General features: G+C 66.3%; 27 protein-coding genes. 17 read left to right on the top strand and 10 right to left on the bottom strand.

Annotated elements, in window-relative coordinates; genetic code table 11:
* The first annotated feature begins 24 nt into the window (after positions 1-24).
* From MNR01_RS07435 to gcvH, 6 genes are all read left to right on the top strand, one after another.
* On the top strand, positions 25-981 hold the full coding sequence (locus MNR01_RS07435) for an SPFH domain-containing protein (RefSeq protein ID WP_241920279.1): 957 nt from the start codon (positions 25-27) through the stop codon (positions 979-981).
* Positions 982-1,004: 23 nt separating this feature from the next.
* Positions 1,005-1,439 (top strand): NfeD family protein, encoded by a 435-nt coding sequence (locus tag MNR01_RS07430; RefSeq protein WP_241920558.1) that lies wholly within the window; start codon positions 1,005-1,007, stop codon positions 1,437-1,439.
* A gap of 8 nt (positions 1,440-1,447) precedes the next feature.
* Positions 1,448-1,966: a hypothetical protein gene (locus MNR01_RS07425; RefSeq protein WP_241920278.1), complete on the top strand. Its 519-nt coding sequence runs from the start codon at positions 1,448-1,450 to the stop codon at positions 1,964-1,966.
* Positions 1,967-2,129: 163 nt separating this feature from the next.
* Positions 2,130-3,251: a glycine cleavage system aminomethyltransferase GcvT gene (gene gcvT / locus MNR01_RS07420; RefSeq protein WP_241920277.1), complete on the top strand. Its 1,122-nt coding sequence runs from the start codon at positions 2,130-2,132 to the stop codon at positions 3,249-3,251.
* A 19-nt stretch (positions 3,252-3,270) separates the two neighbouring features.
* Positions 3,271-3,897 (top strand): 2-hydroxychromene-2-carboxylate isomerase, encoded by a 627-nt coding sequence (locus MNR01_RS07415; RefSeq protein WP_241920276.1) that lies wholly within the window; start codon positions 3,271-3,273, stop codon positions 3,895-3,897.
* A 104-nt stretch (positions 3,898-4,001) separates the two neighbouring features.
* A complete protein-coding gene (gcvH, locus tag MNR01_RS07410) occupies positions 4,002-4,397 on the top strand; it encodes a glycine cleavage system protein GcvH (protein ID WP_158733853.1) in 396 nt (131 codons plus the stop codon).
* Positions 4,398-5,592: 1,195 nt separating this feature from the next.
* Here gcvH and MNR01_RS07405 read toward each other — a convergent pair.
* From MNR01_RS07405 to MNR01_RS07395, 3 genes are all read right to left on the bottom strand, one after another.
* The gene (locus MNR01_RS07405; RefSeq protein ID WP_241920557.1) at positions 5,593-6,009 is read right to left on the bottom strand and encodes a hypothetical protein; all 417 of its coding nucleotides are present in this window, start codon (positions 6,007-6,009) and stop codon (positions 5,593-5,595) included.
* A 279-nt stretch (positions 6,010-6,288) separates the two neighbouring features.
* On the bottom strand, positions 6,289-7,662 hold the full coding sequence (locus MNR01_RS07400) for a serine hydrolase domain-containing protein (RefSeq protein ID WP_345779036.1): 1,374 nt from the start codon (positions 7,660-7,662) through the stop codon (positions 6,289-6,291).
* Positions 7,663-7,869: 207 nt separating this feature from the next.
* Entirely contained in the window at positions 7,870-9,450 is a 1,581-nt protein-coding gene (locus MNR01_RS07395) for a choline dehydrogenase (RefSeq protein WP_241920275.1), read from the bottom strand.
* Between the two features lie 270 nt (positions 9,451-9,720).
* Here MNR01_RS07395 and MNR01_RS07390 point away from each other — a divergent pair, with 270 nt between their 5' ends.
* The 5 genes from MNR01_RS07390 (at position 9,721) to MNR01_RS07370 (ending at position 13,958) form a co-directional block, all read left to right on the top strand.
* The gene (locus MNR01_RS07390; protein ID WP_241920274.1) at positions 9,721-11,097 is read left to right on the top strand and encodes an MFS transporter; all 1,377 of its coding nucleotides are present in this window, start codon (positions 9,721-9,723) and stop codon (positions 11,095-11,097) included.
* A 71-nt stretch (positions 11,098-11,168) separates the two neighbouring features.
* Positions 11,169-11,519, top strand: coding sequence for a DUF1304 domain-containing protein (locus MNR01_RS07385; protein WP_241920273.1), 351 nt, complete (start codon positions 11,169-11,171; stop codon positions 11,517-11,519).
* A 94-nt stretch (positions 11,520-11,613) separates the two neighbouring features.
* Complete coding sequence (locus MNR01_RS07380) at positions 11,614-11,967, top strand: YciI family protein (RefSeq protein ID WP_241920272.1); 354 nt, start codon at positions 11,614-11,616, stop codon at positions 11,965-11,967.
* Between the two features lie 17 nt (positions 11,968-11,984).
* Positions 11,985-13,223 carry an RNA polymerase sigma factor gene (locus MNR01_RS07375; protein WP_241920271.1) on the top strand — a complete coding sequence of 413 codons (1,239 nt, stop codon included), beginning with the start codon at positions 11,985-11,987 and terminating at the stop codon, positions 13,221-13,223.
* A gap of 45 nt (positions 13,224-13,268) precedes the next feature.
* Positions 13,269-13,958, top strand: coding sequence for a GNAT family N-acetyltransferase (locus tag MNR01_RS07370; protein ID WP_241920270.1), 690 nt, complete (start codon positions 13,269-13,271; stop codon positions 13,956-13,958).
* A 27-nt stretch (positions 13,959-13,985) separates the two neighbouring features.
* On the opposite strand, the gene MNR01_RS07365 is transcribed toward MNR01_RS07370, so the two are convergent.
* The 7 genes from MNR01_RS07365 to MNR01_RS07335 form a co-directional block, all read right to left on the bottom strand.
* Positions 13,986-14,534, bottom strand: coding sequence for a hypothetical protein (locus MNR01_RS07365; RefSeq protein WP_241920269.1), 549 nt, complete (start codon positions 14,532-14,534; stop codon positions 13,986-13,988).
* Positions 14,535-14,855: 321 nt separating this feature from the next.
* Entirely contained in the window at positions 14,856-15,350 is a 495-nt protein-coding gene (locus MNR01_RS07360; protein WP_241920268.1) for a lysozyme inhibitor LprI family protein, read from the bottom strand.
* A gap of 96 nt (positions 15,351-15,446) precedes the next feature.
* On the bottom strand, positions 15,447-15,929 hold the full coding sequence (locus MNR01_RS07355; protein WP_241920267.1) for an SRPBCC domain-containing protein: 483 nt from the start codon (positions 15,927-15,929) through the stop codon (positions 15,447-15,449).
* Positions 15,926-16,267, bottom strand: a complete 342-nt coding sequence (locus tag MNR01_RS07350) for a metalloregulator ArsR/SmtB family transcription factor (protein WP_241920266.1) — start codon at positions 16,265-16,267, stop codon at positions 15,926-15,928. The genes MNR01_RS07355 and MNR01_RS07350 overlap by 4 nt, the downstream gene beginning before the upstream one ends.
* A 114-nt stretch (positions 16,268-16,381) precedes the next feature.
* Positions 16,382-16,930, bottom strand: a complete 549-nt coding sequence (locus tag MNR01_RS07345; RefSeq protein WP_241920265.1) for an ester cyclase — start codon at positions 16,928-16,930, stop codon at positions 16,382-16,384.
* A gap of 182 nt (positions 16,931-17,112) precedes the next feature.
* Positions 17,113-17,874: a response regulator gene (locus tag MNR01_RS07340; RefSeq protein WP_241920264.1), complete on the bottom strand. Its 762-nt coding sequence runs from the start codon at positions 17,872-17,874 to the stop codon at positions 17,113-17,115.
* Positions 17,871-18,992, bottom strand: coding sequence for a histidine kinase (locus MNR01_RS07335; RefSeq protein ID WP_241920263.1), 1,122 nt, complete (start codon positions 18,990-18,992; stop codon positions 17,871-17,873). The genes MNR01_RS07340 and MNR01_RS07335 overlap by 4 nt, the downstream gene beginning before the upstream one ends.
* A gap of 518 nt (positions 18,993-19,510) precedes the next feature.
* Here MNR01_RS07335 and MNR01_RS07330 point away from each other — a divergent pair.
* From MNR01_RS07330 to MNR01_RS07305, 6 genes are all read left to right on the top strand, one after another.
* Positions 19,511-19,780, top strand: a complete 270-nt coding sequence (locus MNR01_RS07330) for a hypothetical protein (protein WP_241920262.1) — start codon at positions 19,511-19,513, stop codon at positions 19,778-19,780.
* A 159-nt stretch (positions 19,781-19,939) separates the two neighbouring features.
* Positions 19,940-20,620 carry a L,D-transpeptidase gene (locus tag MNR01_RS07325; protein ID WP_241920261.1) on the top strand — a complete coding sequence of 227 codons (681 nt, stop codon included), beginning with the start codon at positions 19,940-19,942 and terminating at the stop codon, positions 20,618-20,620.
* Between the two features lie 202 nt (positions 20,621-20,822).
* Positions 20,823-21,920, top strand: coding sequence for a Gfo/Idh/MocA family oxidoreductase (locus MNR01_RS07320; RefSeq protein WP_241920260.1), 1,098 nt, complete (start codon positions 20,823-20,825; stop codon positions 21,918-21,920).
* A gap of 25 nt (positions 21,921-21,945) precedes the next feature.
* Positions 21,946-22,332 carry a VOC family protein gene (locus MNR01_RS07315; protein ID WP_241920259.1) on the top strand — a complete coding sequence of 129 codons (387 nt, stop codon included), beginning with the start codon at positions 21,946-21,948 and terminating at the stop codon, positions 22,330-22,332.
* Between the two features lie 12 nt (positions 22,333-22,344).
* Positions 22,345-22,737: a GFA family protein gene (locus MNR01_RS07310; protein ID WP_241920258.1), complete on the top strand. Its 393-nt coding sequence runs from the start codon at positions 22,345-22,347 to the stop codon at positions 22,735-22,737.
* 113 nt (positions 22,738-22,850) lie between these two features.
* A complete protein-coding gene (locus MNR01_RS07305) occupies positions 22,851-23,852 on the top strand; it encodes an NADPH:quinone reductase (protein WP_241920257.1) in 1,002 nt (333 codons plus the stop codon).
* Positions 23,853-23,873 lie beyond the last annotated feature (21 nt).

Here is a 23,873-nt window from a genome sequence, read left to right as displayed (position 1 = left end):
GCCCATCGACAGGGAGGGGAAAGCATGGGCTCGATTCTGGCCGTGGTGCTGTTGCTGGCGGGTGTGGTGGTGCTGTTCAAGACCGTGCGGATGGTGCCGCAGGGCTATGAATGGACCGTCGAGCGGTTCGGCAAGTACACCCACACGATGGACCCGGGACTGCACTTCCTGATTCCGATCGTCTACGGCGTCGGTCGCAAGATCAACATGATGGAGCAGGTGATGGACGTCCCCAGCCAGGACGTGATCACCAAGGACAACGCCGTGGTGAAGGTCGACGGCGTGGTCTATTTCCAGGTGCTCGACGCCGCCAAGGCCGCCTATGAAGTGGCGACGCTGGAGATCGCCATCCTCAACCTGGTGATGACCAACATCCGCACCGCGATCGGTTCGATGGACCTGGACGAGTCGCTGTCCAAGCGCGACGAGATCAACACCAAGGTGCTGGTCGCCGTAGACGCGGCCACCCATCCGTGGGGCCTGAAGGTCAACCGCATCGAGCTCAAGGACATCCAGCCGCCCCGCGACCTGGTCGATTCGATGGCAAGGCAGATGAAGGCCGAACGCGAGAAGCGCGCCAACATCCTCGAAGCCGAAGGCTTCCGCCAGGCCGCGATCCTCAAGGCCGAGGGCGAGAAGCAGTCGGTGATCCTGGAGGCCGAAGGCAACAAGGAAGCGGCATTCCGCGAAGCCGAAGCGCGCGAGCGCCTGGCCCAGGCCGAAGCCAAGGCGACCGAGATGGTCTCCACTGCGATCGCACAGGGCAACGTGCAGGCGATCAACTACTTCGTCGCGCAGAAGTACATCGAAGCATTCAAGGCGCTGGCCGAAGCGCCGAACCAGAAGTTCGTGATGATGCCGATGGAGTCTGCGGGCGTGATCGGCTCGCTGGCGGGTATCGCCGAGCTGGCCAAGGAAGCGCTCGATCGCCAGCAGGTGCGCGCGCCTGCCGCGCCGCTGCCGCCGCGCGTGGGAGGCTGAGCGCCATGCAGTGGGGACTGTCCTTGAACTGGCACGTGTTCTCGTGGGCCGTCGTGGCGTTGCTGCTGTTCGCGGCGGAAGCGCTGGCCCCGGGAGCATTCATGCTGTGGCTGGGCCTGGCCGCCGCGGTCGTGTTCGTGATGGTGCTGCTGGTGCCGGACATGCCGGTACTGGCCCAGGTCGCGGCGTTCGTCGTGCTCAGCTTCGCCTCGATCCAGGTCTACCGTGCCTGGTTCCGCGGTCGCGAGCGCGGCAGTGATCAGCCCAACCTCAACCGCCGTGCCGAAACCCTGGTCGGTCGCGTGGTCCCGCTCGAGCAGGGCATCGTCAACGGCCGCGGCCGCGTGCAGATTGCCGACGCCTATTGGGAAGTGACCGGCCCGGACCTGCCGGCAGGCGCGGCGGTGCGTATTGTCGCCAGCCGCGGCATGAGCCTGCAGGTCGAGCCTGCGGGCTGAGCACCGACATGCGCCGATCGCACCTGCTCGCGATGTCGTGCATTACAGCAGTAGCGATCGCGGCGTCGGTGCAGGCGGCCGAACCCAGCCTGATAGGCATGGTCGTGCCGCCGTGGCCGGACGGACTGAAATCCAACACCGGCAGCTGCGTCGGTTCCGGCAGCGAGCCTGGCCAGGTCTGCGCGCGCAGCATCGCCACGCTGGACGACGCCGAAGACCGCACCTTGAAGCTGCTGGCATCGCAGTTCGTCGACCGGCTCGGTGACGAGCCGCGCTGGCGGATCACCGATGCAGTGCCATACCCGGTGTTGCGCCGGGACGAGCTGGTGGTGATCGCCACCTGCCAGCGCGATGGCGTCGACGACGCCGGCCTGGTCGCGATCGTCGATACCGGCACTGCCCATGCGGCCGAACTGGATATGCTCCCGGCCACGCGCTGGGCCATGCGCCTGGACCGCGCCACCGGAAAGTTCATCCGCGTCGCCCCCAGCCGCGTGCGCTGCTACAACGAAGGCACCAGCGAATAGCCCGTGGCCTCGTCCACCCGTAGCCCGGGTAAGCGCAGCGCACCCGGGTTCCCGTCACCATCCGCGCCCAAACAAGACCCACCATCCCCCACAGCATGGTCTGCAGCCCCCCTGCCGCAGATGTGATAATCGGCGGCTCGCCCCCTGACAGATCCCCCGAGCCATGACCCAGAAGACGATCCTCAACGACACCCACCGCGCCCTCGGCGCCAAGATGGTCGACTTCGGCGGCTGGGACATGCCGATCCACTACGGATCGCAGATCGAGGAGCACCACCTGGTGCGCAGCGACGCCGGCATGTTCGACGTCAGCCACATGACCGTGGTCGACCTCAACGGCGCGCGCGTTCGCGAGTTCCTGCGCCGCCTGGTCGCCAATTCCGTCGACAAGCTCAAGGTGCCGGGCAAGGCGCTGTACACCTGCATGCTCAACCCCGATGGCGGCGTCATCGACGACCTCATCATTTACTTCCGTAGCGAGGATTTCTTCCGCCTGGTGGTCAACGCCGCCACGCGCGAGAAGGACCTGGCGTGGATCACCGAGCAGGCCAAGGCATTCGACGTGAAGGTCAGCGAGCGTCCCGAGTTCGGCATGATCGCCGTGCAGGGCCCGACCGCACGCGAGAAGGTGCTCGGCCTGCTGCGCGAGGACGACCGCGCCGCCGTTGCCAAGCTCGGCAAGTTCGCCGCGGCGCAGGCGCGCACCCAGGGCGGAACCGACGTGTTCGTCGCCCGCACCGGCTACACCGGTGAAGACGGCTTCGAGGTCGTCGTGCCGGAAGAACAGACCGTCGCCTTCTGGAATGAACTGCTCGCCGCCGGCGTGAAGCCGGCCGGCCTGGGCGCGCGCGACACGCTGCGCCTGGAAGCGGGCATGAACCTGTATGGCCAGGACATGGACGATGAGGTCTCGCCGTTCGAGGCCGCGCTGGCCTGGACCGTCGCACTCGACGAGGGTCGCGACTTCATCGGCCGCGGCGTGCTCGAGGCGCAGAAGGCCGCCGGCGCACCGCGCCAGATGATCGGCCTGGTGATGGACGAGAAGGGCGTGCTGCGCCACGGCCAGAAGGTGCTGACCGACAACGGCGAGGGCGAGATCCTGTCGGGCACGTTCTCGCCGACCCTGGGCAAGGCGATCGCGTTCGCGCGCGTGCCGGCTGGCGAGATCCCGCTGGGCACCGCCGGCAACGTGCGCGTCGACATCCGCGGCAAGGAGGTGCCGGTGCGCGTGGTCAAGTTCCCGTTCGTGCGCGACGGCAAGGCGCAGGACGGCGTGCTCGGCTGAGCCGGCGACGGGGGCAGCGATGAACGCGACCGTGACCTATTACTACAGCCTGATCTCGCCGTATGCCTGGTTCGGGCATGCGGCGATTCGCCAGGTGGCGCGCGAATGCGGCGCCACGCTGGTGCACCGGCCGATCAGGATCTTCGAGTTGTTCGACGCCAACGGCGGCCTGCCGCTGGGCAAGCGTGCGCCAGCACGGCAGCGTTACCGCCTGATCGAGCTGCAGCGCTGGCGTGCCAGGCGCGGCTTGCCGTTGAACCTCAAGCCCAGGTTCTGGCCGGTCGACATCGCCCTGGCCGACCGCTGCCTGATCGCGCTGGTCGAGGCCGGTCACGATCCTTCCGACTACGCCGACGCCGCCTTCCGCGCGCTATGGGCGCAGGATCAGGACCTGGCCGATCCGCAGGTGATCGCGGCACTGCTCGGCAGCCAGGGCTTCGATGCGCAGCTTGTGATGGCGCAGGCGGCGGAAGACGTCGTCGAGGCGATCTACGCCCGCAACACCGCCGAGGCGATCGCCGCCGACCTGCCGGGCCTGCCCGGGTATGTGCTCAACGGCGAACCGTTCTGGGGCCAGGACCGCATCGACGACCTGCGCGATGCGCTGCTCAGCGGGCGCGCCCCGTACCGGGTCGACCCGGCATGATTCTGGCCGGGTCGATCCGTTCGTCCCCCACCTCTCGCATGTTCCTTCCGCGTCGGTAAACTAGGCGCCGTCCCCAGTAGCCCCCGTAGAGTTCGAGGCCAGTCATGAGTGAAATTCCCGGCGATCTGAAGTTCATGAAGTCCCACGAGTGGGCACGCGTCGAAGGCGACGGCAAAGTCACGATCGGCATCTCCGACCACGCGCAGGGCCTGCTCGGCGACCTGGTCTATGTCGAGCTGCCGAACGTCGGTGACCGCGTCGAAGCCGGCACTGCCTGTGCCGTGGTGGAGTCGGTGAAGGCCGCCTCCGACGTCTACTCGCCGGTGACCGGCAAGGTGACCGCAGTGAACGCGGCGCTGGCCGACAAGCCCGAGACGATCAACGAAGATGCCTACGGCGAAGGCTGGATCTTCACCGTCGCGATCGAGGAGCCGGAGCAGCTCAACGAGCTGCTGGCCCCGGACGACTACGCCGAGCTGCTCGAAGAAGAAGACAACTGAGTCACCGGCTCGCCGCCCGCAAGGGCGACGAGCAACCGATCCCGCGACCGGCCGCCAAGTGCGGCCGGTTTGCGTTTCAGGCCCCACACGTAGCCCGGGTAAGCAAAGCGCACCCGGGACGCAGCCCGCCATCCGCACAAACCACGCACCCGTCCACCACCGACGTGCGAGCGAATCACCCATCGACCGCAACCCGGACAAGCGCGCGCCCAGGCTGTCACCTGCCAGGCGCACAGCACTTGCCCGCGACTTCACCGGCATCCGGATCGAGTTCGGAAAGTGATGACGAGGTGATTCGTCGCCGCCGGATCCAGTGTGATGCGCCGCCGTCGAACGTCCTCGGTGGCGATGTCGGAATGCTCGGTCGAAGCCGACGAACGAACTTCGGCGACGCGCTGTCGAGCTCGTCGAACAGAGTCGATCGATGCCGACGCGAGGTTGGAGCGAGGTCGTGAGGCGCCGGAAAAGTTCGCGCACTTTCGCGCAAATCGGCTTGTGCGACGCGAAACCGGAGCACCTCGATGCACCCGCCGACAGGGGGTGTTCGGGCGACGATGCGGCGCTGTTCGAACCGCTTGCCGCTGGCATGCGAGCACGGCGCGAATTACGCGCGTACCAGTTTCTGTTTTCGCAAACCCCTTAAATAAAGCAGTTTCAGAAAATCAAACTGGCGAGGCCGGCGATCGTCGCGCGACGCGCGTGCCGCTCGTCGAGTCGCTGGCGACGACGGCGGGCCGGCCCGGCCGCGGCGACCGACTAAAAAAAAATCGGCCAATGTGTTGACAGTATGAAAAACCGTGATTAGGTTTCGCCCAGCAGACGTCTCCTGCGGAAGCGAGTGAGTACGAACAAAGAAACAACTCGCGGTACAAAACGAACCTCCGACCGGGCAGTCGACACGGTGGAAGCAGGGATCGTTTCCTTCGCGAAAGGGTGTTTCGCAAAGGCGCAGGTACGCAGTCTTATCCAACCCGGCTCGCTCTCGGCGGTCCGGGTTTTTGTTTGCCCGCCATCTGGCGGGCGCCTCATCCGTACCGGTGCGCGTTGCGTATCGGCGGCTGCACGCGGGTCCGACTCCCGCGGCCCGGGCGCGAACAGACCGGCTCTGCCGGCCTGGCCGTACCCGACTAGTTCGGCTGTTTCCACAAGTTCTACTGGGCTTTATAGACCTGCAAGACCACTGATCAATCTCTGATCAACCACTGACGAGGAGCCATCCCATGGCCATGAAGAAAGCTGCGAAGAAGAAGCCCGCTGCCAAGAAAGCCGCCAAGAAGGTAGCCAAGAAGGCTGTCAAGAAGGTAGCCGCCCGCAAGAAGGCAGTGAAGAAGGCCGTCAAGAAGGCCGTCAAGAAGGTCGCTGCCCGCAAGAAGGCAGTGAAGAAGGCCGTCAAGAAGGTCGCCAAGAAGGCAGCAGCCAAGAAGACCGCTCGCAAGAAGGTCGCCAAGAAGGTTGCCAAGAAGGCCGTAGCCAAGAAGACCGCTCGCAAGAAGGTCGCCAAGAAGGCCGTCAAGAAGGTTGCCAAGAAGGCCGCCAAGAAGGCCGGTGCCCGCAAGTCGGCCGCCAAGAAGGCCGTGAAGAAGGTTGCCAAGAAGAAGGCGGCCCGTCGCAAGTCGGCCAAGAAGGCTGTTGCTGCTGCGATGCCGGCCACCCCGGCACCGATGATCTAAATAAGAAAGTCCCGATTGCCGTAATCCAGCTCTCTCCCCGCAGCCCAGGCGGGGGGAGAGTTTTTTTTTGGGGATCCGGAAAGGCCCGGGTGCGACCGCACTGCGCAATCGATGCGAACGTCGGCGCGCGCCAGGCACGCCATCCCGGCGGGCGCCGGGACGACAGGGTCAGGACAGAGGGAGCATCCGTCGTCCGGCCATCGCCAGGACGACGCAGGTCATCAACGCGGAGCGGAGCTGGCGGTCTGCGCCTGGCTGCCGGGTGCGTTCGGCGAGCCCGATTGCGTCGCACCGGCGTAGAGGGTCTCGTCGATCTCGTCGTCGAGCCACTGCTGCGCCGGCAGGCCAAGCGCACGATCGAGGATGGTCGGCACCAGGCCCGAGGGCAGCGAGCTCTCGCTGTTCCACAGGACGGCAACGCCGAAGTCGCGGTCGGGAACCATCGCGATCATGCCGCGGTAGCCCTGCACGGCGCCGCCATGGAACACGATGCGATGGCCGCCGTAGTCGTAGGTGCGCCAGCCCAGTGCATAGCCGGCGGAGGTCAGGCGCTGGCGACGCCAGGACGACCCGCGCATCTCACTGGGGGTGTCGACAAGCGGCTGGTGCAGCGTCGCCAGCAGCGGCGCCGGCAGCACGTCAGGACGATGGCCGGTGTGGGCCAGCAGCCACTGCGCCATGTCGCTGGCGCTGGCGTTGACGCCGGCGGCCGGCAGCACCTGGTAGTAGGTCGACTTGGGCATCGTCGAAACCCAGCCACCGCGACCACGCACATGCGGGCGCGCCCAGCTCGGGCTGGCCTGGATGCCTTCCAGGCCGAGGCTGGCGTCGTTCATGCCCAGCGGCTTGAACAGGCGGCGCTGCACTTCCTGCGCGTAGAAGTCGCCGGTAGCGGCGAACACCACGTCGCCGATCAGGCTGAAGGCGATGTTCTGGTAGCTGTAGCAGGTACCCGGTGCGCACTTGAGCGGCGCGTACGCCAGCCTCTGGGTCAGGGTGCGGTAATCGACGAAGCGCTCGAGGTCGCGGTCGAAGGCGTTGTGGGTCAGGCCGACGCGATGGCTGAGCAGGTCGGCGACGGTAAGCTGTTGCGACGCGCTCGCGTTGCTCAGCTGGAAGCTCGGAAGGTAGCGCACCAGCTTGCTGTCCCAGCGCAGCGAACCGTCGTTGACGAGCAGCCCGGTCATCGTGCCGGCGAAACTCTTCGACAGCGACGCCAGGCGGAACACGGTATGCGAGTCGACCGGTGCGGCGCGGCTGACATCGGTGATGCCGTAACCGCGCGCGCTGATGATCTGGCCGTTGTGCACCAGTGCCATCGCCAGGCCGGGAACGCGCTGGCCAGCGACCAGCTGCTGCGCCATCGACTCGAACTGACGGACATCGAAGCCCGCGGCGAGCGGTGCGGCCGGCGGAAGCTGGGCGTCGCGTGTGGTGACACTGACACTGCCCTGTGCGGCGACGCTGGCAGCCGACGGCTGCGGGTTCCAGTGCAGCGGGGTCTGTGCGGTCGAACCCAGGGTCAGTGGCAGCAGCAGGGCAATGGCCCCGAGACGCGGGAGGGCGCGAGAGCGCTTCTTCTTATTGGTATTCATGGCTCTGAGCGCCTGCTCGTGCTGCGATCCGGCTCGATTCTAGCTCCGATCTCAGGGGTTGTGGCAGCTCTCGGGCCCACCGGATTGATTTGACTGGCATAAGCGCACTGCATCCCATTTTCGCGGGGCGCGCACACGCCTGTTCAGATTTTTGCCGTCACGTGGGCTGCGCGAACAGGGTCGGGCGGGCTGGCCGGGCGCCTGCGCTCAACTGGCGCGGATCAGGTCGGCGGCACGCTCGGCGATCATCATCGTCGGGGCGTTGGTGTTGCCACCGATCAGCGTCGGCATCACCGAGGCATCGACCACGCGCAGGCCCTCGACGCCGCGCACGCGCAGCTGCGGATCGACCACCGAGGCATCGTCACTGCCCATGCGGCAGGTGCCGACCGGGTGGTAGATGGTCTCGGCCTTGGCGCGGATGAACTCCATCAGCTGCGCATCGTCGAGATCGTTGCGCGCCGGAAAGATCGGCTCGCCGCGATAGGCATCGAACGCCGGTTGCGCAAGCAGCTCGCGTGACAGCCTGGCGCACTCGACCATCATCTTCATGTCGAAACCTTCGGCATCGCTGAGGTAGTTGGCCTCGATCCGCGGCTTGTCGCCGGCGCGCGCGCTGGCCAGCGTGATGCGGCCGCGGCTGAGCGGCCGCAGGAAGCAACCGTGCACGGTGTAACCGATGCCCTTGAGGCGATGGCGGCCATGGTCGTCGAGCATCGCCGGAACGAAATGCAACTGGATGTCCGGGCGCTCGTCGGGCGCGAACCGTGAACGCACGAATGCGCCGGCCTCGGCGATGTTGCTGCTGCCCACGCCGCTGTGGCCGCGCAGGTAGTAATCGAAGGCGACCCTGGCGTCGTTGAGGCGGTCGTAGGTCACCGGCTGCGTGGCGTGCTGCAGCGTGCAGATGTCGAGATGGTCCTGCAGGTTCCCGCCGACCTGCGGCGCGTCGGCGACGATGTCGATGCCGATGCGGCGAAGCTGCGCCGCAGGGCCCACGCCCGACAGCATCAGCAACTGGGGCGAGTTGATCGCACCGCCGCACAGCAACACCTCGCGCGCTGCGGGCTGGTGGAAGGCGCGACCCCTGGACGTATAGATGATGCCGTTGGCGCGACCGCGCTCGAACGTGATGCGATTGACCTGCGCGCCGGTGACGACGGTGAGGTTGCGGCGCTCGCGCACCGGATCGAGATAGGCGACCGCGCTGGAGCAGCGTGCACCGTTCTTCTGCGTGACCTGGTAGAGCCCGAAGCCTGCCTGCGCGGGACCATTGAAGTCGCGGTTGAGCGGATAACCGGCCTGCCGGCCGGCCTCGATGAACGCCTGCGACAGCTCGCTGCTGTAGCGCAGGTCGGAGACGTACAGCGGTCCTTCGTCGCCGTGCAGCGCATCGGCGCCGCGCTGGTTGCGTTCGCTGCGGCGGAAGTAGGGCAGCACCGACTTCCAGTCCCAGCCGTCGGCGCCAAGCTGCGCCCACTGGTCGTAGTCGCCGGCGACGCCACGCGTGTAGCACATGGCATTGATCGAGCTCGATCCGCCCAGCACCTTGCCGCGCGGCCACCACAGCACGCGGTTGTCGAGCTGCGCTTCGGCAGCGGTGTGGTAATCCCAGTTGACCCGCTTGTTGTTGACCAGCTTGGCCAGGCCGGCGGGCATGTGGATGAACGGATGGCTGTCGCGCGGGCCGGCCTCGACCAGCAGCACGCTGACGTCGGGATCGGCAGACAGGCGATTGGCGAGGACGCAGCCGGCCGAGCCGGCACCGATGATGATGTAATCGAACACGTTGCGTGCGCCCTGCCAGTGGAAACTGCCCTACAGCCGAGCGACCGTAAGGGGGGCCATTAGAGCAAATGCTCCCACCGAAGGTGCGGCGACCCCACCCGCAGCCCCACCCGTAGCCCGGGTAAGCGCAGCGCACCCGGGGCCCCACCAGCGATCCCGCCCGTCCGCCATCCCTCCACCCCGCCCAAGCCCTCCCGGGTGCGCTGCGCTCACCCGGGCTACCGATATCATTCAGCCCGGACCTGCCGGCCGGCAGCGAGGACAGCGATCATGGCGACAGGCGGGCACGGCGAGGGCGCGGTAGGTGACGGCCCAGGCGAGGGCGTGACCGGCCACCTGCGCGGCTTCCGTGCGGCCCTGAGCGAGTCGCCGCCGCTGTGGTGGTCGCTGCTGTATTTCTTCTGCCTGCTGTGCGGCTACTACGTGTTGCGCCCGGTCCGCGATGCGATGGGCGCTTCGGGCGATATCGCCACCGTGTTCCCGCAGGCCAGCATCGACTGGGCGGCGGCACACGGCTTCGCGTTGAAGGACTTCACGCTGCAGGTGCTGTTCACCGGCACCTTCCTGGCGATGGTGCTGCTGCAACCGGTGTACGGGGCGCTGGTGTCGCGCTTTCCGCGGCGGGTGTTCCTGCCGGCGGTGTACCTGGTCTTCATCGCCTGCCTGCTCGGCTTCTACTGGGCGTTCGACCACGACGTACCGGGGCGCGGCGCGGTGTTCTTCATCTGGGTGGCGGTGTTCAACCTGTTCGCGGTGGCCGTGTTCTGGAGCTTCATGGCCGATGTGTTCGACAACGACCACGCCAAGCGGCTGTACGGCTACATCGGCGCCGGTGGCACGATCGGCGCCCTGGTCGGCCCGCTGCTGACGACCAGCCTGGTCGGCACGCTGGGCGTGGCCAACCTGCTGCTGGTGTCGGCCGGTTTCCTGGCGGTGTGCCTGCTGTGCATCCTGCAGCTGCGCAAGTGGGCGATCCGGCGCGAGCAGCTGAGCGGCAGTGTCGACGGCGAGGCCGCGATGGGCGGCTCCATCGTCGCCGGCCTGCGCCTGGTATGGCAGCGCCCCGTGCTGCGCGCGCTGGCGATCACGGTGTTCTTCGGCGTCGGTGTCGGCACGCTGCTCTACAACGAGCAGGCGGCGATCGTGAAGGAGTTCTACCCCGACGCACGCGCGGCGACGCGCTATTACTCGATCATCGATGGCTCGGTGAACACCGTCACCATCCTGGTGCAGCTGCTGCTGACGCGGTTCCTGCTGCGCCGCTACGGTGTCGGGCCGACGCTGCTCATTCCGGCCTTCGCCATCCTCGGCGGCTACGCCATGCTGGCGCTGTCGCCGGTGCCGCTGCTGGTGGCGATGGTGCAGGTGGCCACGCGCGCCGGCGAGTTCTCGCTGGCCAAGCCCGGCCGCGAGACGATCTACACCCGCGTCGATCGCGAATCGCGCTACAAGGCCAAGGCGGTCATCGACACCGTGGTCTACCGCGGCGGCGACCTGACGTTCGTCTGGCTGCACAAGGCTTTGTCGGCGTTTGGCTCGCGGCTGGTGTTCGTGGCCGGCATGGCCGTCGCGCTGGGCCTGACCTTCGGTGCCTGGAAGGTGATCCGCGCGCAGCGCACGCTGCCCGACGATTCGATGCCGTCATAGGTGCCCGACGGCCGTGGGCTCAGGCAGGCCTGGCGGCTTAAGCTGTCAGCTACCGTCAAGGAGGAAGCGGCATGTCCGTGCTCGCAGTGGTACTGATCGCGCTGGTCGCGTTGCTGCACCTGGGTTTCCTGGTGCTGGAAATGTTCCTGTGGACCAAACCCTACGGACTGAAGGTGTTCCGCCAGTCGCGCGAGAAGGCCGAGCAGTCGAAAGTGCTCGCCGCCAACCAGGGCCTCTACAACGGCTTTCTGGCCGCCGGACTGCTGTGGGCGATCGTGGGCCAGCGCGTTGACGTGGCGCTGTTCTTCCTGGGCTGCGTGGTCGTGGCTGGCGCATATGGCGCCGCGACGGTGAATCGCCGCATCTTCTTCGTGCAGGCCGTGCCGGCGCTGCTGGCGATCGTGGCGGTGTGTCTGGGCTGATGTCGAAACCGGCCGCCCCGGGACGACTACCCGGTGAAGGCGGTACCACCGGCCGCCCCATCCGCGCCGAGCGCACCCATACCAGGAGCCAACGATGAAATACGCATGCCTGATCTACGACGACGAGAAGCTGTTCGACGCCATGCCCAAGGGCGAGGTGGACGCCATCCTCGGCGAGTACTTCGCCCTCTCCGACGAGCTGGGCCAGAGCGGCCACCTGCTCGGCGGCGAGGCCCTGCTGCCGGTCAGCAGCGCGACCGTGGTGCGCGTCCGCAACGGCCGCGTGTCCACCACCGATGGCCCGTACGCGGAGACCAAGGAGCAGCTGGGCGGGTTCTTCCTGATCGAGGCGCGTGACCTCGACGAGGCGATCCGCATTGCCGCCCGCATCCCGTCCGCACGCCTGGGCAGCATCGAGGTACGGCCGGTGATGGAGTTCGAACGCTAGCGTTCGGCGAACCCGCCATGGCCGACCAGATCCGCGAGCGGCTGGATGCCGTCTACCGGCATGAATCGCGGCGCGTGCTGGCCACCCTGATCCGTCTCCTCGGCGACTTCGACCTCGCCGAGGAGGCGCTGCACGACGCCTTCCGCGCCGCGATCGAGCAATGGCCGAAGGAGGGCGTGCCCGACCAGCCGCGCGCCTGGCTGGTCTCGGCCGGACGTTTCAAGGCAATCGACAGCCTGCGCCGACGCGCGCGATTCGATGCGTCGCTGATGCAGATCGCCGACCGGCTCTACAGCGACACCGGCGAAGGCGTCGCCCGCGACGAGGACGTCGAGGACGACCGCCTGCGCCTGATCTTCACCTGCTGCCATCCGGCCTTGCCCGCCGATGCCCAGGTCGCCCTGACCCTGCGCGAAGTCTGCGACCTGACCACCGAGGAGATCGCGCGCGCGTTCCTGATCACCGCGCCCACCGTCGCCCAGCGCATCGTCCGCGCCAAGTCCAAGATCCGCCAGGCGCGGATTCCATACCAGGTGCCCGCACGCGACGAACTGCCGCAGCGCCTGGACATCGTGTTGCAGGTGGTCTACCTCGTGTTCAACGAGGGCTACGCAGCGACCTCGGGCGAGTCGCTGACCCGCCACGAGCTGTGCAATGAGGCGATCCGCCTGGGCCGGCTGCTGGTGGAGCTGTTGCCGGATCCGGAGACGCTCGGGCTGCTGGCCCTGATGCTGCTGCACGAATCGCGGCGGCCGGCGCGGGCGACGGCCGACGGCGACCTGGTGTTGCTCGACGACCAGGACCGCGCGCTGTGGAACCGCCCGCTGATCGCCGAAGGCCTGGCGCTGGTGAAGCGGATCCACGCCTCACGCCGCTTCGGCCCCTACAGCCTGCAGGCCGCCATCGCCGCCGTCCATGCCGTTGCCGCCAGCGCCGCCGACACCGACTGGGTGCGGATCGTCGCGCTCTACGACCTGCTGCTGCGCGCCGATCCGTCGCCGGTGGTGGAGCTCAACCGTGCCGCGGCCATGGCCATGCGCGACGGACCTGCCGCGGGACTGGTGCTCGTCGAGGCACTGCTTGCCCGTGGCGAACTGCAGCACTACCCGCTGGCGCATTCGGCGCGTGCCGACCTGTGCCGGCGCCTGGGGCGAAACGAGCAGGCCCGCGAGTCCTACGTGCGGGCGCTCGAACTGACACAGCAGGCGCCGCAGCGGCGCTTCATAGAGCGCAGGCTTCGCGAGCTGGCGCTTTGACATTTGCGCTGCCGTCTTCGTCCCTGAGACAGCGCAATGCTCTAGTTGAAACTCACCGAGACGGCCACCACACCATCAACCATGACGATCTACCGCATCGATCCAGAACTCGTCCTTGCCTGGCAGGCAGCGCATTCCATCGCCCGCGGCTCGCCACCGCCTGTCCACGATCGCGGCGGGTTCCGGGTCGATACCCATTCGGAGAAGGAAGTGAAGCGCTGGGTATTCCCGGAGCTATGCGATGGGCTGCGCGAGATTGCGCAGGACATCACCGCGCCGCGGCATTACCTGAAACTTTGCGGACCTGACGAGGAACTGCGAAGTGCGCTGCCTGCTCGCTGGGAGGTCCAGCCGGCGAACTACTTCATGATCGCGGCAGCGGCTACCGTCGATGCAAAGCCCCTGCCGGATGGCTACTCGATGGAGCTCCATCAAGCCGGGCTCGTTACCCGGGCCTGCATCATCGCGCCCGATGGTGATCTGGCTGCAAGCGGCTGCGCGGCCGAGACCGCGGATGTCTTCATCTACGATCGGATCGAAACCGCGCCGGATCACAGGCGGAAGGGATTGGGTATCGCAGTGATGACCGCACTGGGAGCCGCGAGAAGATCCCCTGCAAGCCCGCAGCTCCTGGTCGCGACAGAAGACGGCCGCAGCCTCTATGCGAACCTTGGCTGGACGGTGCTCGCGCCATTCGCTGCTGCGACCATTCCGGAATCGCCGCCTATCCCATAGGCGGAAATCCATCGCGGTCGGCCGCCGCTAGCCGCCGATCACATGGACGTTGGGCTTGCCGTTGACCTGTTCGAAGCGGAATCGATACACCAGGGTCACCGCCTGCGGAATGCCCTTGCCGCCGTCGCAGCTGGCGACCGCCCGGTCCTTGTCTTTCGTGTTGCGAAAGACACAGCGCAGCGCAGGGTCGAATTTCCACGTCCTGGCCGCCGTTTCCGACGCGGCCAGGAACTCGGGTTCCGCACCCTTGGGGCAGAACTCCGACGTCGGTGCTCTGGCGACCACGGTCACGGCGCCCTTCTCGTCGATGCCGACCCTCAGGCACACCGTGCGCGGGGGCAGGTTCAGGCCGAGCAGGTTCTCCGGGTAGCCCGGATGGACATTCTTCATGTCGTCCAGCGGCATCAGGAACGACTCGTTGTCCGCCAGCACCATGCGATTGTCCTGGGTGCCGGTCGCGGCGGCCGCTGCCGCCGCCGGAGCAGGCGTCACAGCCGTCGCGGTTTGCGCATGCGCCCATGCCGCGTGGCCGCATACCACGACCGCGGCACATCCCAGTGTCATCCACCTGGTCATCGATTCTCTCCCGTCCGATAGCGTGGGGCTGGTTGCGCCAACCCGGCGTGTACTGCGTGCAAGGCAACCAGCGACCCGGCGGCCACTCGTATACAGCCGAACGCAACGGCACCTTCCTATCCGGCCACCGGCGGCCACCCGGCGGGCGGCTCCAGCGGACAAGGCCACGTCGGCCGGCCGATTGGCAGGGCCAGAGAGGGGGCGCGGAGGCCCAAATGATGAAAACGGCGAACGCTTGAGGGGGCCATTGCGCCTTTGGCTGTCTGCGCTTGGCACGTGCCTGTGAGCCGGCCGTCCCTGATCCAGGTCATATCGGCCAGTTCAGTGTCCCGCGCTGATTGGATAGGAACCGGTGCATACGTCCCCCTCTTCAACGCCACTGAGCCAGCTCCTCAGCTGCTTCGTCCTCTCGCGGGTCAGCGCTTCCAGTTCGTTGCCCTCGCACATCGGCAAGACGCTGCCGGAGTCTTCCGGGTGCGGATACCTGGCAGCCAACTGTGCATCGCGGAAGGCCAACCATGCACGCTGGGCCGTCTTCATTTTTTCAACGAAGACAGGGTCGCCCGCGTTCGCGGACAGTATCTTCCTGTACACATCATTCAGTTCGGCATCCGCGTCACGCGCACCGAGGTTTGCGCACTCGTTCAGGCCGGCCTGGGATTGGTCCGGGCTGTCACAGGACATGCCGTCCGAAGTTTTGGCGACCATCGGAGCTTTCGGTGGCCCAACCTCGGCCGCGCGGGCGGGAACGGCCGCGACCGCAAGAATGCAGCTCAGCAACAATGCTGCGGTTGCCGGGTGGTCGATCCTGGCCATGCCGCATCTCCGCTCAGGTGGGCGGCAAGTTTCGATGCAGGCGCATCTATGTGGCGTGAGGCATCGTGTCGCCCGTCGATGGCCCGGCTTTTCCAGCTACTTCAATGACGTTGCATGCGCCACAAACTGGTCGACGGCGATTTCGGTGCCTTCCTGCCAGCCGGAAGCCTTGTTCTCCTCGAAGTCTGCTTCATTCCGGTGCAGCGCCGTGAAGACGTAGCGGGTTCCAGTTCCCGCGGTTTCCATCGTGACAATGGCAGTGATCGGAATGTCATCAAAGACCGCCGGCCGATAGCCGGGGAACAACATGGAAGTCCAGGCAAGCCGCTCCATTGGAACGACGTCCAGGAAGCAACCCAGATGCGGAACCTCCTGGTCCACCGCCGTTGAGAGGCTGAACATGCCGCCCGGCCGCACGTCCATCTCACACGCGTAAACCGCGCCCCAGGCCTTGGGCATGTACCACTGCCTGAGGTGCTCCGGCTTCGTCAACGCTTCCCAGACGAGGCTCCTGGGAGCATCGATGAATCGTTCGAGGACGAAATCGGTTTTTGGATTGATCTCGAAGCGCTTGCTCATGACTTCGACTCCTTCTGTTTGAGCTGCATGACGTACTCATCGAAGCGATCAAGCCGGGACTCCCACAGCTGACGTCGCTCGGACAGCCAGCGCTCGGCGACCCTGAACCGCTCGGGCTCGATTTCGTACGTCCTTACCCGGCCTTGCTTCTTCGACTTCACCAGTCGGCTGCGTTCGAGCACCGAGAGGTGCTGGACGAACGAGGGGAGCTTCATGTCGAAGGGCGCTGCCAACTGGCTGACCGTGGCGGGCCCGGAAGACAACTGCTCCAGGACCTTCCGACGCGTCGAGTTGGACAAGGCATGGAAGACATCGTCCGCGACTGCGGATTGCACCATTTCATCACCGCTCGATGGACCGGTTCGTCCGATCTGACACGGTGTTTCTATCACCGAAAAACACTAAGGTCAATACCTAAGTATCGGCCGCGGAACTGGACGCATCAGCCCGGGTCAGGGAGCGCCAGGGGCAGCGCTGTTTTCGGCCGTCGGCGGCGCTGCCGGCGTCGGCGACAGGCCCAGTTGCTTCATCAGCCCAAGCGAATCGGCGCATGTCCATTCTTCGGCGATTCGCCCGTCCGCCATTCGAAACAGCGTCGTTCCCGTGACCTGCACTGCGCGACCAGTGGCCGGAATGCCGTTGCCGGCGCCGGTGTTGGTCCCTCGCGCGGTCCAGCGCACGGCCACCAGATCGCGTTCGGCAACCTGCTTGTCGACCGTGATGTTGAGATTCGGGAACGCCTTGCGCCACCCCTTGGCTTCGGCCATGCCATCGGCATGGGTGAAGGTTGTCCTGCCGCCGTGGCCGACGAAGTCCGCACTGTAGGGCACTTCGAAGCGACCCTGGCTGAGACCTTCCTCGTACACCCTGCGGGTGATCGACTTGTTGAGCTCAAGAGACCCGGCGCGAACGCCGTCGGACTCGGTGGCCTCGCACGGAATCATGCCGGTGAGGGTGACGATCGTTGCCACTGCGGACAGCAGGATGTTGCACGTTTTCATGGCCATCTCCGAAACGCGGAAGCGCGTGTTGCGGATGATGGAGTCCCGAACGACTGCTCGCGCCCCTTATGTGCCGGACGGACGCGGCGGTGGGATGAGTAGCGGCGGCGCGGTGACGGGGGCCTGTCTTACGCCGGCACTGACGGCATGTTGTCCGTCGGGGTCCCAGGATGCGACAGCGCTCAGCGGAGCAACACTTCGAGCGCCACCCGATAACGGCGGCTGCCATTGACCTGCGCGCCGTTCTTGAGGAGAACGACGAAGTCGCCATTGAACAGTGGCTGGACTTCGCGAATCCGGGCGATGCAGACGATCGCCGCGCGTGATACCCGGATGAAGCGTTGCGGGTCCAGGCGGGACTCGAGGCTGGCCATTGTCTCGCGCAGCAGGTGCTGTTTCGCGCCTGCGTGGATCTCGACGTAGTTTCCTGCGGCGACGATACGGTCGACCTCGTCGATGTCGACCAGTCGGACGCGCCCCTCGGAACGGATTGCGAGTCGCGTGGGATGGCGCTGAAGCGCACCTCGATCGATCGATTTAAGGACCTCAGAAACGCGGCGGACGAAGCCGTCATCGGGATGGGCGAGGTGGGTACGGGCTCGCTGCAGTGCACGCCGAAAGCGTTCCGGATCGATCGGCTTGAGCACGTAGTCGATCGCCTGCGCATCGAACGCCCGCACGGCGTGTTGATCGAATGCGGTCACGAACACGACCGCCGGCATGCGCCTGCCCCCGATGGCTTCAATGACGGAGAACCCATCGAGTTCTGGCATCTGAACATCGAGGAAGACGAGATCGGGCGAATGCGCGCTGATCGCCGATATGGCCGCTGCACCGTCACCGCACTCTCCCACGACTTCGATGTCCGGTTCCTGCCGCAGCAGCCGCAGTATCCCGCGGCGGGCGACCGGTTCATCGTCAACGATCAGTACGCGGATGGTCATGCGACAGTGCGCCAAGGCAGCTCGATCTCGGCGATGACACCGCCGTCAGCGGAATTCCGCACCTCGAAGCGTTGCCTGTCCGCATACAGCAAGCGCAGACGCGCCCTTGTGTTCGCCAGGCCGACGCGCTCGGTCGTCGCCGGTGGCAGCCCTCGGCCGTCATCAGAAACGCACAGCAGCAGCGCCTCGCCCTGTCGGTCCGCCTTGATTTCAATGTGCCCAGGTCCAGCGCGCGTCGCCAGTCCATGGCGCAGGGCATTCTCGACCAGGGGCTGGAGGATCAGGTTGGGGACCCGCGCTGCAAGCGCCTCGTCGGGGATTGCAATCCGGTAGCTCAGACGCCCCCCGAAGCGGGCCTGCTCGATCTCGAGATAGCTTTCGAGGAAGCCGATCTCCTCGGCAAGCGCGACCTCATGTGCCTCGCTGCCGTCAAGCGACCGGCGCAGCAGGGCGCTCAGCTGCAAGAGGATCCGGTCTGCCGAGTCGACGTTCTCGTGCATGAGTACGGAGATCGTGTTCAGGGCGTTGAAAAGGAAGTGCGGCTGCAGCTGGGTGCGCAATGTCTGCAGGCGCGCATCCGTCAGCTGCGCTTCGAGGCGGAGCTGTCGCCGATCCTTTTCGCGGGCGGTCCGTACCAGGCGCTCCACATGGGCGGCAGCGACGATGAGCCAATACACCGGGAGGTTGAGGAGGAACGTGGTGCCGAGCAGCCGGCTGAAGGTGCCAAACCAGGTCGGCTCCACCTGGGTAGCCCCGATCATCGGCGCCGCCAGCGCGAATATCGCCAGGTTGACCAAGGCGCAGGTCACCGAAGCCAGGCCGTGGACCGCGAGCGCGCGCAGTGCCCGCGGTCGCTGGAGCGGGAACCGCGCCGCGAGCCGAAGGGCGGCCGGCGTGAGGGCAGCCCAGACGGCGGCCCAGACGAGCCAGATGACACTGGCACGGCCCCAGGCCAGTGGTTCGTCCCGCACCTGTGCGGCGAACCAGGCCTGCACGGCGAAGAGCATCGCGACCAGCGTCCATGCCCCCAGAATCGCAACGCCCCGGCGGCTGATTCCGGACCCGTTCTCCACCATGGGTGTCGCCCCTTCGTGCTCTTCCATAACGAGCTGTGCCATCGGCCGGGCTGCCTCCAGCCGACCCCGTCGCCGGCGTTGGCAGCATACCCAATTGCCTCCAAGCGCGATGCCATCGTCCCCTGCTCGCAGCTTCCCGGGGCCCAGAGAGTGACGAGTGGGGGCCGCAGTGGGGTGAGTGGAGGCCGCAGCCACGGAGGGTTTGTCGTCGGGGTGTGAGCCAGTGCGGGCGTGCGCGCCGTCACTATTCGCTTCACTTGCCAAATGGTGGAAGGCTGCGTTGACGTTGAACTTGGCGGACGTTTGGTGCGCAGGATGAAGCTTGTGTCCCTTGGCGATTTCTACCCGCGTCGCGGCAGTTCGCGTGACGTTTTCGACGGGACGTTGCCGCCGCCGGCCATCTGGTTTACTCGGCCTGTTGCCCGCTAGAAGGCGCAACTCTCACCAGTTTTCACATCTTCACAATCCATCAACGTATTGCAACGCAAGCTGAAGGTGGCTCATGACTCCGGCAAGAAGGGCCGCTATATTTCCGATACCCCAGACGAAGGAGGATTGGTATGTTTCCGACCAAGCAACATATTGCGATGGCGCGTACGCTCGGCGTGGCGCTCGTCGCCACCTTGGGCCTTGCCGCCTGCGCTACCTACGATGACGATTTTGCACGGGTCAACTCACGCCTCGATCAACTCGACACGAAGGTGCAGAGCGCAGCCCAAAGCGCTGATGCGGCCAATCAGTCCGCGCAGCAGGCCAACCAACGGCTGGATCAACTGGAAAGCCGCGTCCAGCAGCTCGAAACGAAGCCGGGCCGCCCGCCGCGCGGTTAGTCGCTCTTGCTCTATTCGCGACGAACGGCCTGAACCGGGACCCGGTGGCCAATGCTGGCCACCGGTCTCCTTGTCTTCACCCAATCTTCATTCATAAGGTACCGTCCCATCCGTACGTGCAAACACCCTGCGATCCGGGCCCTTCATGGTGCGCTGGCGTTGTCCCTGGCGTTCGCGAGCTTCGGCGCGGCCAGCGCCGAGGATCCCACTGCGCAACCGGTCGCCGAAGTCGACCAGCTTCCTCCAGGCCAAGAGGTGTCCGGCAGGGTAATTGAGCTCGCCGGCTGGGTAGTCGCAGCCAACGACACCGTAGGCTATCCGTTCGCGGTCATAGACAAGGCCACCGCACAGATCCTGGTATTCGGCGGCGACGGCCGACTTCGCGGCGCGGCACCTGGACTCTTTGGCTCGGCGGTCGGCGATCATACGGCCCCCGGCGTCGCCGGTCTCGCGCTTCGCGAGATTCCGGGCAGGGATCGCACGACGCCTGCTGGTCGCTTTGTCGGCGGTTTCGGTCCGTCAATCGACGCTGGGCGCGTGCTGTGGGTGGACTACGATTCCGCAGTCTCCATCCACCCTACCGCTACTGGCGTCCCGGCCGAGAGACGCGTCGAACGTCTTGCATCGCCTTCGCCGGACGACAACCGCATCACTCATGGCTGCATCAACGTCTCGCCCGAATTTTACGAGCAGGTCATCCGTCCGACGTTCGAGCGGGGCGGGGTGTTCTATATCCTGCCGGATTCGGCGCCGATGACAGAGACCTTCCCGGACTTCGTGCAAAGTCGCGCCACTACGCAACGCAATGATGAAACACCGGCACGGGCCGCCCGCCAGTAAAGGGCGCGCCGCCGTGTAGCCTTTGGCGCTTGGTGCGCATGACGCCCTGACTCTGGAATGGCGTCGTTCGGTCGAACTGGTTGAGGCGCCGCACTCTCGCGGGCTGGCTTGCCAGCGAAATTCCGTTTGACTAACCGTGCCGCGGCTGGCGGCAGGGGCAGCGCGCGCGGTACCTTGCGCGTGCCCAGCCCGAGGACCGGTCATGCCCGAGGTCTCCCGTCGTCAGTTCCTGGCTTCCACCGCTGCGGTCATGGCGGCGCCTTTCATCAGCACCAGTTCCACGCGCGCCCGCGCGCAGGAGTCGCGCAAGCTCGGCGTCGCCATCTGCGGCCTCGGCAAGCTCAGTACGGACCAGATCGCGCCCGCGCTGCTGAAGACGAAACACTGCCGCCTTGCAGGCATCGTCACCGGTACGTCGGCCAAAGCGACAGCCTGGAAGGCGAAGTACGGCATTGCTGCGGACAGCGTGTATTCGTACGACACGATGCACCGGATGGCGGACAACACCGACATCGACTTCGTCTATGTCGTCACGCCCAACGCGCTGCATGCGCAGCACACCATCCAGGCGGCGCAGGCCGGCAAGCATGTGTTCTGCGAGAAGCCGCTGGAAATATCGGTCGAGCGTTGCCAGCAGATGATCGACGCCTGCCGCAGCGCCGGCCGTCTGCTCGGCACGGCGTACCGCTGCCAGTACGATCCGCATCATCTGGAGTGCATCCGCCTGGTGCGCGAGCAGGAGTTCGGCAAGCCCACCATCGTCCAGGCCGGCTTCGCCATCGACGTCGGTACGCCGGACCAATGGCGCCTGAAGCGGACGCTGGCCGGCGGCGGCGCGCTGATGGACGTCGGCATCTACGCATTGCAGGCCACGCGTTACCTGACCGGCGAGGAGCCGATCCTGGTGTCGGCGCTGGAAACGAAGACCGATCCGGTGAAGTTCGCCGAGGTCGACGAAAGCATGGTCTGGACCACGAGGTTCCCCAGCGGCGTCGTCGCCTACTGCAGCACCAGCTACAAGGCCGGTCGCATCCAGAATCTTCGCGTCAACGCCGAACGCGGCTGGTTCGAACTCGATCCGGCCTTCTTCTACGACGGCAACCACGGCCGACGCAGCGACGGCAAGGAGATCCGCTTTCCACAGGTCGACCTGTTCGCCGCCGAGATGGACGACTTCGCCCGCTGCATCCTCGAAAGCCGACCCACCAGGGTTCCAGGCGAGGAGGGCATGCGCGACGTGCGCATCATGCAGGCCATCTACGAGTCGGCGCGTACGGGACGGGCCATATCGTTGGCATGAAGCGACGCACACTTCGGAGGTTCAGATGAAGCGAGTCACCGGCATCGGCGGGATCTTCTTCAATGCGAAGGACCCTGTCGCGTTGCGGGCCTGGTACAGGCAGCACCTGGGAATCGACGTCCAGCCATGGGGAGGCACGGCGTTCACGTGGACGGACGAAGCGGGCAATCCAGCCGGCGGAACGACTGTGTGGTCGATCGGCGCCGCCGATGGCGGACACTTCGCACCCAGCCATTCGACCTTCATGGTCAACTATCGCGTCGACGACCTGGCCGCGCTGCTCCAGGCACTGCGTGACGAGGGATGCAACGTCCTCGAGAAGACCGACGATTCCGAGTACGGGAAGTTCGGTTGGGTCATGGATCCTGAGGGCAACAAGATCGAACTCTGGCAGCCACCGCCTGGGCAGTGAGGGAGACCGGGCATGGACCGATTCACGGGCAGTTGCCTTTGCGGTGACGTCAGGATCGTGGCATCGGGCCGCCCCTACCGGGTGGGCCTGTGCCATTGCCTCGACTGCCGCAAGCATCACGGCGCGCTGTTTCACGCTTCGGCGATTTTTCCCGAGGATGCGGTAGCGATCGAGGGCGAGACACACAGCTATGCCGGACGCCACTTCTGTCCGCGTTGCGGTTCGACCGTCTTCGGGCGCTCGGCGGACGAAGTCGAAGTGAACCTGGGGTCCCTCGATGCCCCGGACCAGCTGATGCCAACGTATGAAAGCTGGACCATCCGCCGCGAATCCTGGTTGCCGCCGTTCCCGATCACGAGGCGGTACGAGCGCGACCGTGAAGGTACTGGGCGCTTTGAGGAGTAGCGGGCACGACCTCTGATGCAAGTGCAGTGTTCCGGTGGTGGGGCTGGAGGCGGCGCCGGCACGGTCGTACCCTGCGCCTGTGGCCACTCCCCCAAGGCCGCCGGAACTGCAACATGCGCGCTGCCGCCTACTCCCGCACCGGGCCCGCCCGGGACGTGCTTGCCATCATCGACAAGGACAGGCCCGAGCCTGGCCCGGGCGAAGTACGTATCCGCATCGCCTGGTCGGGGGTCAATCCGTCCGACGTGAAGGCCCGCTCCGGCGCGCGCTCGAGCGCGCTGCCGTACCCGCAGGTCGTCCCGCACAGCGACGGCGCCGGCATCGTCGACGCATTGGGCGAGGGCGTACCGGCCCATCGCCTGGGCGAGCGCGTGTGGATCTGGAACGGGGCATGGGGCCGCGCCGACGGCACGGCCGCCGAGTGGATCGTGGTCCCCTCCGCGCAGGCTGTGACGTTGCCGGATGGCGTCGCGCTGGATGTCGGCGCGAGTTTCGGCATTCCCGCGCTCACGGCCTGCCATGCGGTCAGCGTCGATGGCGGCGTGGCCGGAAAACGCTTGCTCGTCGCCGGTGGCGCCGGTGCGGTCGGGCACTACGCCGTGCAGATGGCGCGCCTGTCGGGCGCACGCCAGGTGATCGCCACCGTCAGCTCCGGCGAGAAGGCGGAGCGGGCGCGCGCGGCGGGCGCGGATGCGGTGATCGACTACCGCAGCGAGGACCTGGTCGCACGTGTCGCCGAGGAAACCGGCGGCCACGGCATCGACTGCATCATCGAGGTCGACTTCGCCGCCAATGCCGAACACGATTTCGCCATGCTCGCGCCGGAAGGGCGCATCGTGGTCTACGGCAGTGGGGCGGGCCAGATCCAGGTGCCGTTCGTGCCGGCGATCCTGAAGAACGTGCGGCTTTCGTTCTTCATCGTCTACAACCTGACCGATGCCCATCGCGCCGCGGCCATCGAGCGCCTGCACGAGTGGGCCGCCGCCGGCGCGCTGCAGCATGCCATCGCCTTGAGGCTGCCGCTGGAGGAGATCGCGCAGGCACACGAAGCGGTCGAGTCCGGACGCGTGATGGGCAACGTCCTACTCGCCATCGATGCGGAGCTGGCGGGCTAGCGCAACGGATAGGTTGCGCCT

Source organism: Lysobacter sp. S4-A87 (genome assembly GCF_022637455.1).
GTDB lineage: Bacteria > Pseudomonadota > Gammaproteobacteria > Xanthomonadales > Xanthomonadaceae > Lysobacter_J.
Note: the sequence above shows the minus strand (reverse complement) of the source record. Positions and strands in the feature narration are given on the sequence as shown.

Bases quoted from the DNA above. Each gene is read 5' to 3' on its own strand.
- MNR01_RS07435 (WP_241920279.1), top strand. From the start codon at position 25: ATGGGCTCGATTCTGGCCGTGGTGCTGTTGCTGGCGGGTGTGGTGGTG.
- MNR01_RS07425 (WP_241920278.1), top strand. From the start codon at position 1,448: ATGCGCCGATCGCACCTGCTCGCGATGTCGTGCATTACAGCAGTAGCG.
- gcvT (WP_241920277.1), top strand. From the start codon at position 2,130: ATGACCCAGAAGACGATCCTCAACGACACCCACCGCGCCCTCGGCGCC.
- MNR01_RS07415 (WP_241920276.1), top strand. From the start codon at position 3,271: ATGAACGCGACCGTGACCTATTACTACAGCCTGATCTCGCCGTATGCC.
- gcvH (WP_158733853.1), top strand. From the start codon at position 4,002: ATGAGTGAAATTCCCGGCGATCTGAAGTTCATGAAGTCCCACGAGTGG.
- MNR01_RS07400 (WP_345779036.1), bottom strand. From the start codon at position 7,662: ATGAATACCAATAAGAAGAAGCGCTCTCGCGCCCTCCCGCGTCTCGGG.
- MNR01_RS07390 (WP_241920274.1), top strand. From the start codon at position 9,721: ATGGCGACAGGCGGGCACGGCGAGGGCGCGGTAGGTGACGGCCCAGGC.
- MNR01_RS07385 (WP_241920273.1), top strand. From the start codon at position 11,169: ATGTCCGTGCTCGCAGTGGTACTGATCGCGCTGGTCGCGTTGCTGCAC.
- MNR01_RS07380 (WP_241920272.1), top strand. From the start codon at position 11,614: ATGAAATACGCATGCCTGATCTACGACGACGAGAAGCTGTTCGACGCC.
- MNR01_RS07375 (WP_241920271.1), top strand. From the start codon at position 11,985: ATGGCCGACCAGATCCGCGAGCGGCTGGATGCCGTCTACCGGCATGAA.
- MNR01_RS07365 (WP_241920269.1), bottom strand. From the start codon at position 14,534: ATGACCAGGTGGATGACACTGGGATGTGCCGCGGTCGTGGTATGCGGC.
- MNR01_RS07360 (WP_241920268.1), bottom strand. From the start codon at position 15,350: ATGGCCAGGATCGACCACCCGGCAACCGCAGCATTGTTGCTGAGCTGC.
- MNR01_RS07355 (WP_241920267.1), bottom strand. From the start codon at position 15,929: ATGAGCAAGCGCTTCGAGATCAATCCAAAAACCGATTTCGTCCTCGAA.
- MNR01_RS07350 (WP_241920266.1), bottom strand. From the start codon at position 16,267: ATGGTGCAATCCGCAGTCGCGGACGATGTCTTCCATGCCTTGTCCAAC.
- MNR01_RS07345 (WP_241920265.1), bottom strand. From the start codon at position 16,930: ATGAAAACGTGCAACATCCTGCTGTCCGCAGTGGCAACGATCGTCACC.
- MNR01_RS07340 (WP_241920264.1), bottom strand. From the start codon at position 17,874: ATGACCATCCGCGTACTGATCGTTGACGATGAACCGGTCGCCCGCCGC.
- MNR01_RS07335 (WP_241920263.1), bottom strand. From the start codon at position 18,992: ATGGCACAGCTCGTTATGGAAGAGCACGAAGGGGCGACACCCATGGTG.
- MNR01_RS07330 (WP_241920262.1), top strand. From the start codon at position 19,511: ATGTTTCCGACCAAGCAACATATTGCGATGGCGCGTACGCTCGGCGTG.
- MNR01_RS07320 (WP_241920260.1), top strand. From the start codon at position 20,823: ATGCCCGAGGTCTCCCGTCGTCAGTTCCTGGCTTCCACCGCTGCGGTC.
- MNR01_RS07315 (WP_241920259.1), top strand. From the start codon at position 21,946: ATGAAGCGAGTCACCGGCATCGGCGGGATCTTCTTCAATGCGAAGGAC.
- MNR01_RS07310 (WP_241920258.1), top strand. From the start codon at position 22,345: ATGGACCGATTCACGGGCAGTTGCCTTTGCGGTGACGTCAGGATCGTG.
- MNR01_RS07305 (WP_241920257.1), top strand. From the start codon at position 22,851: ATGCGCGCTGCCGCCTACTCCCGCACCGGGCCCGCCCGGGACGTGCTT.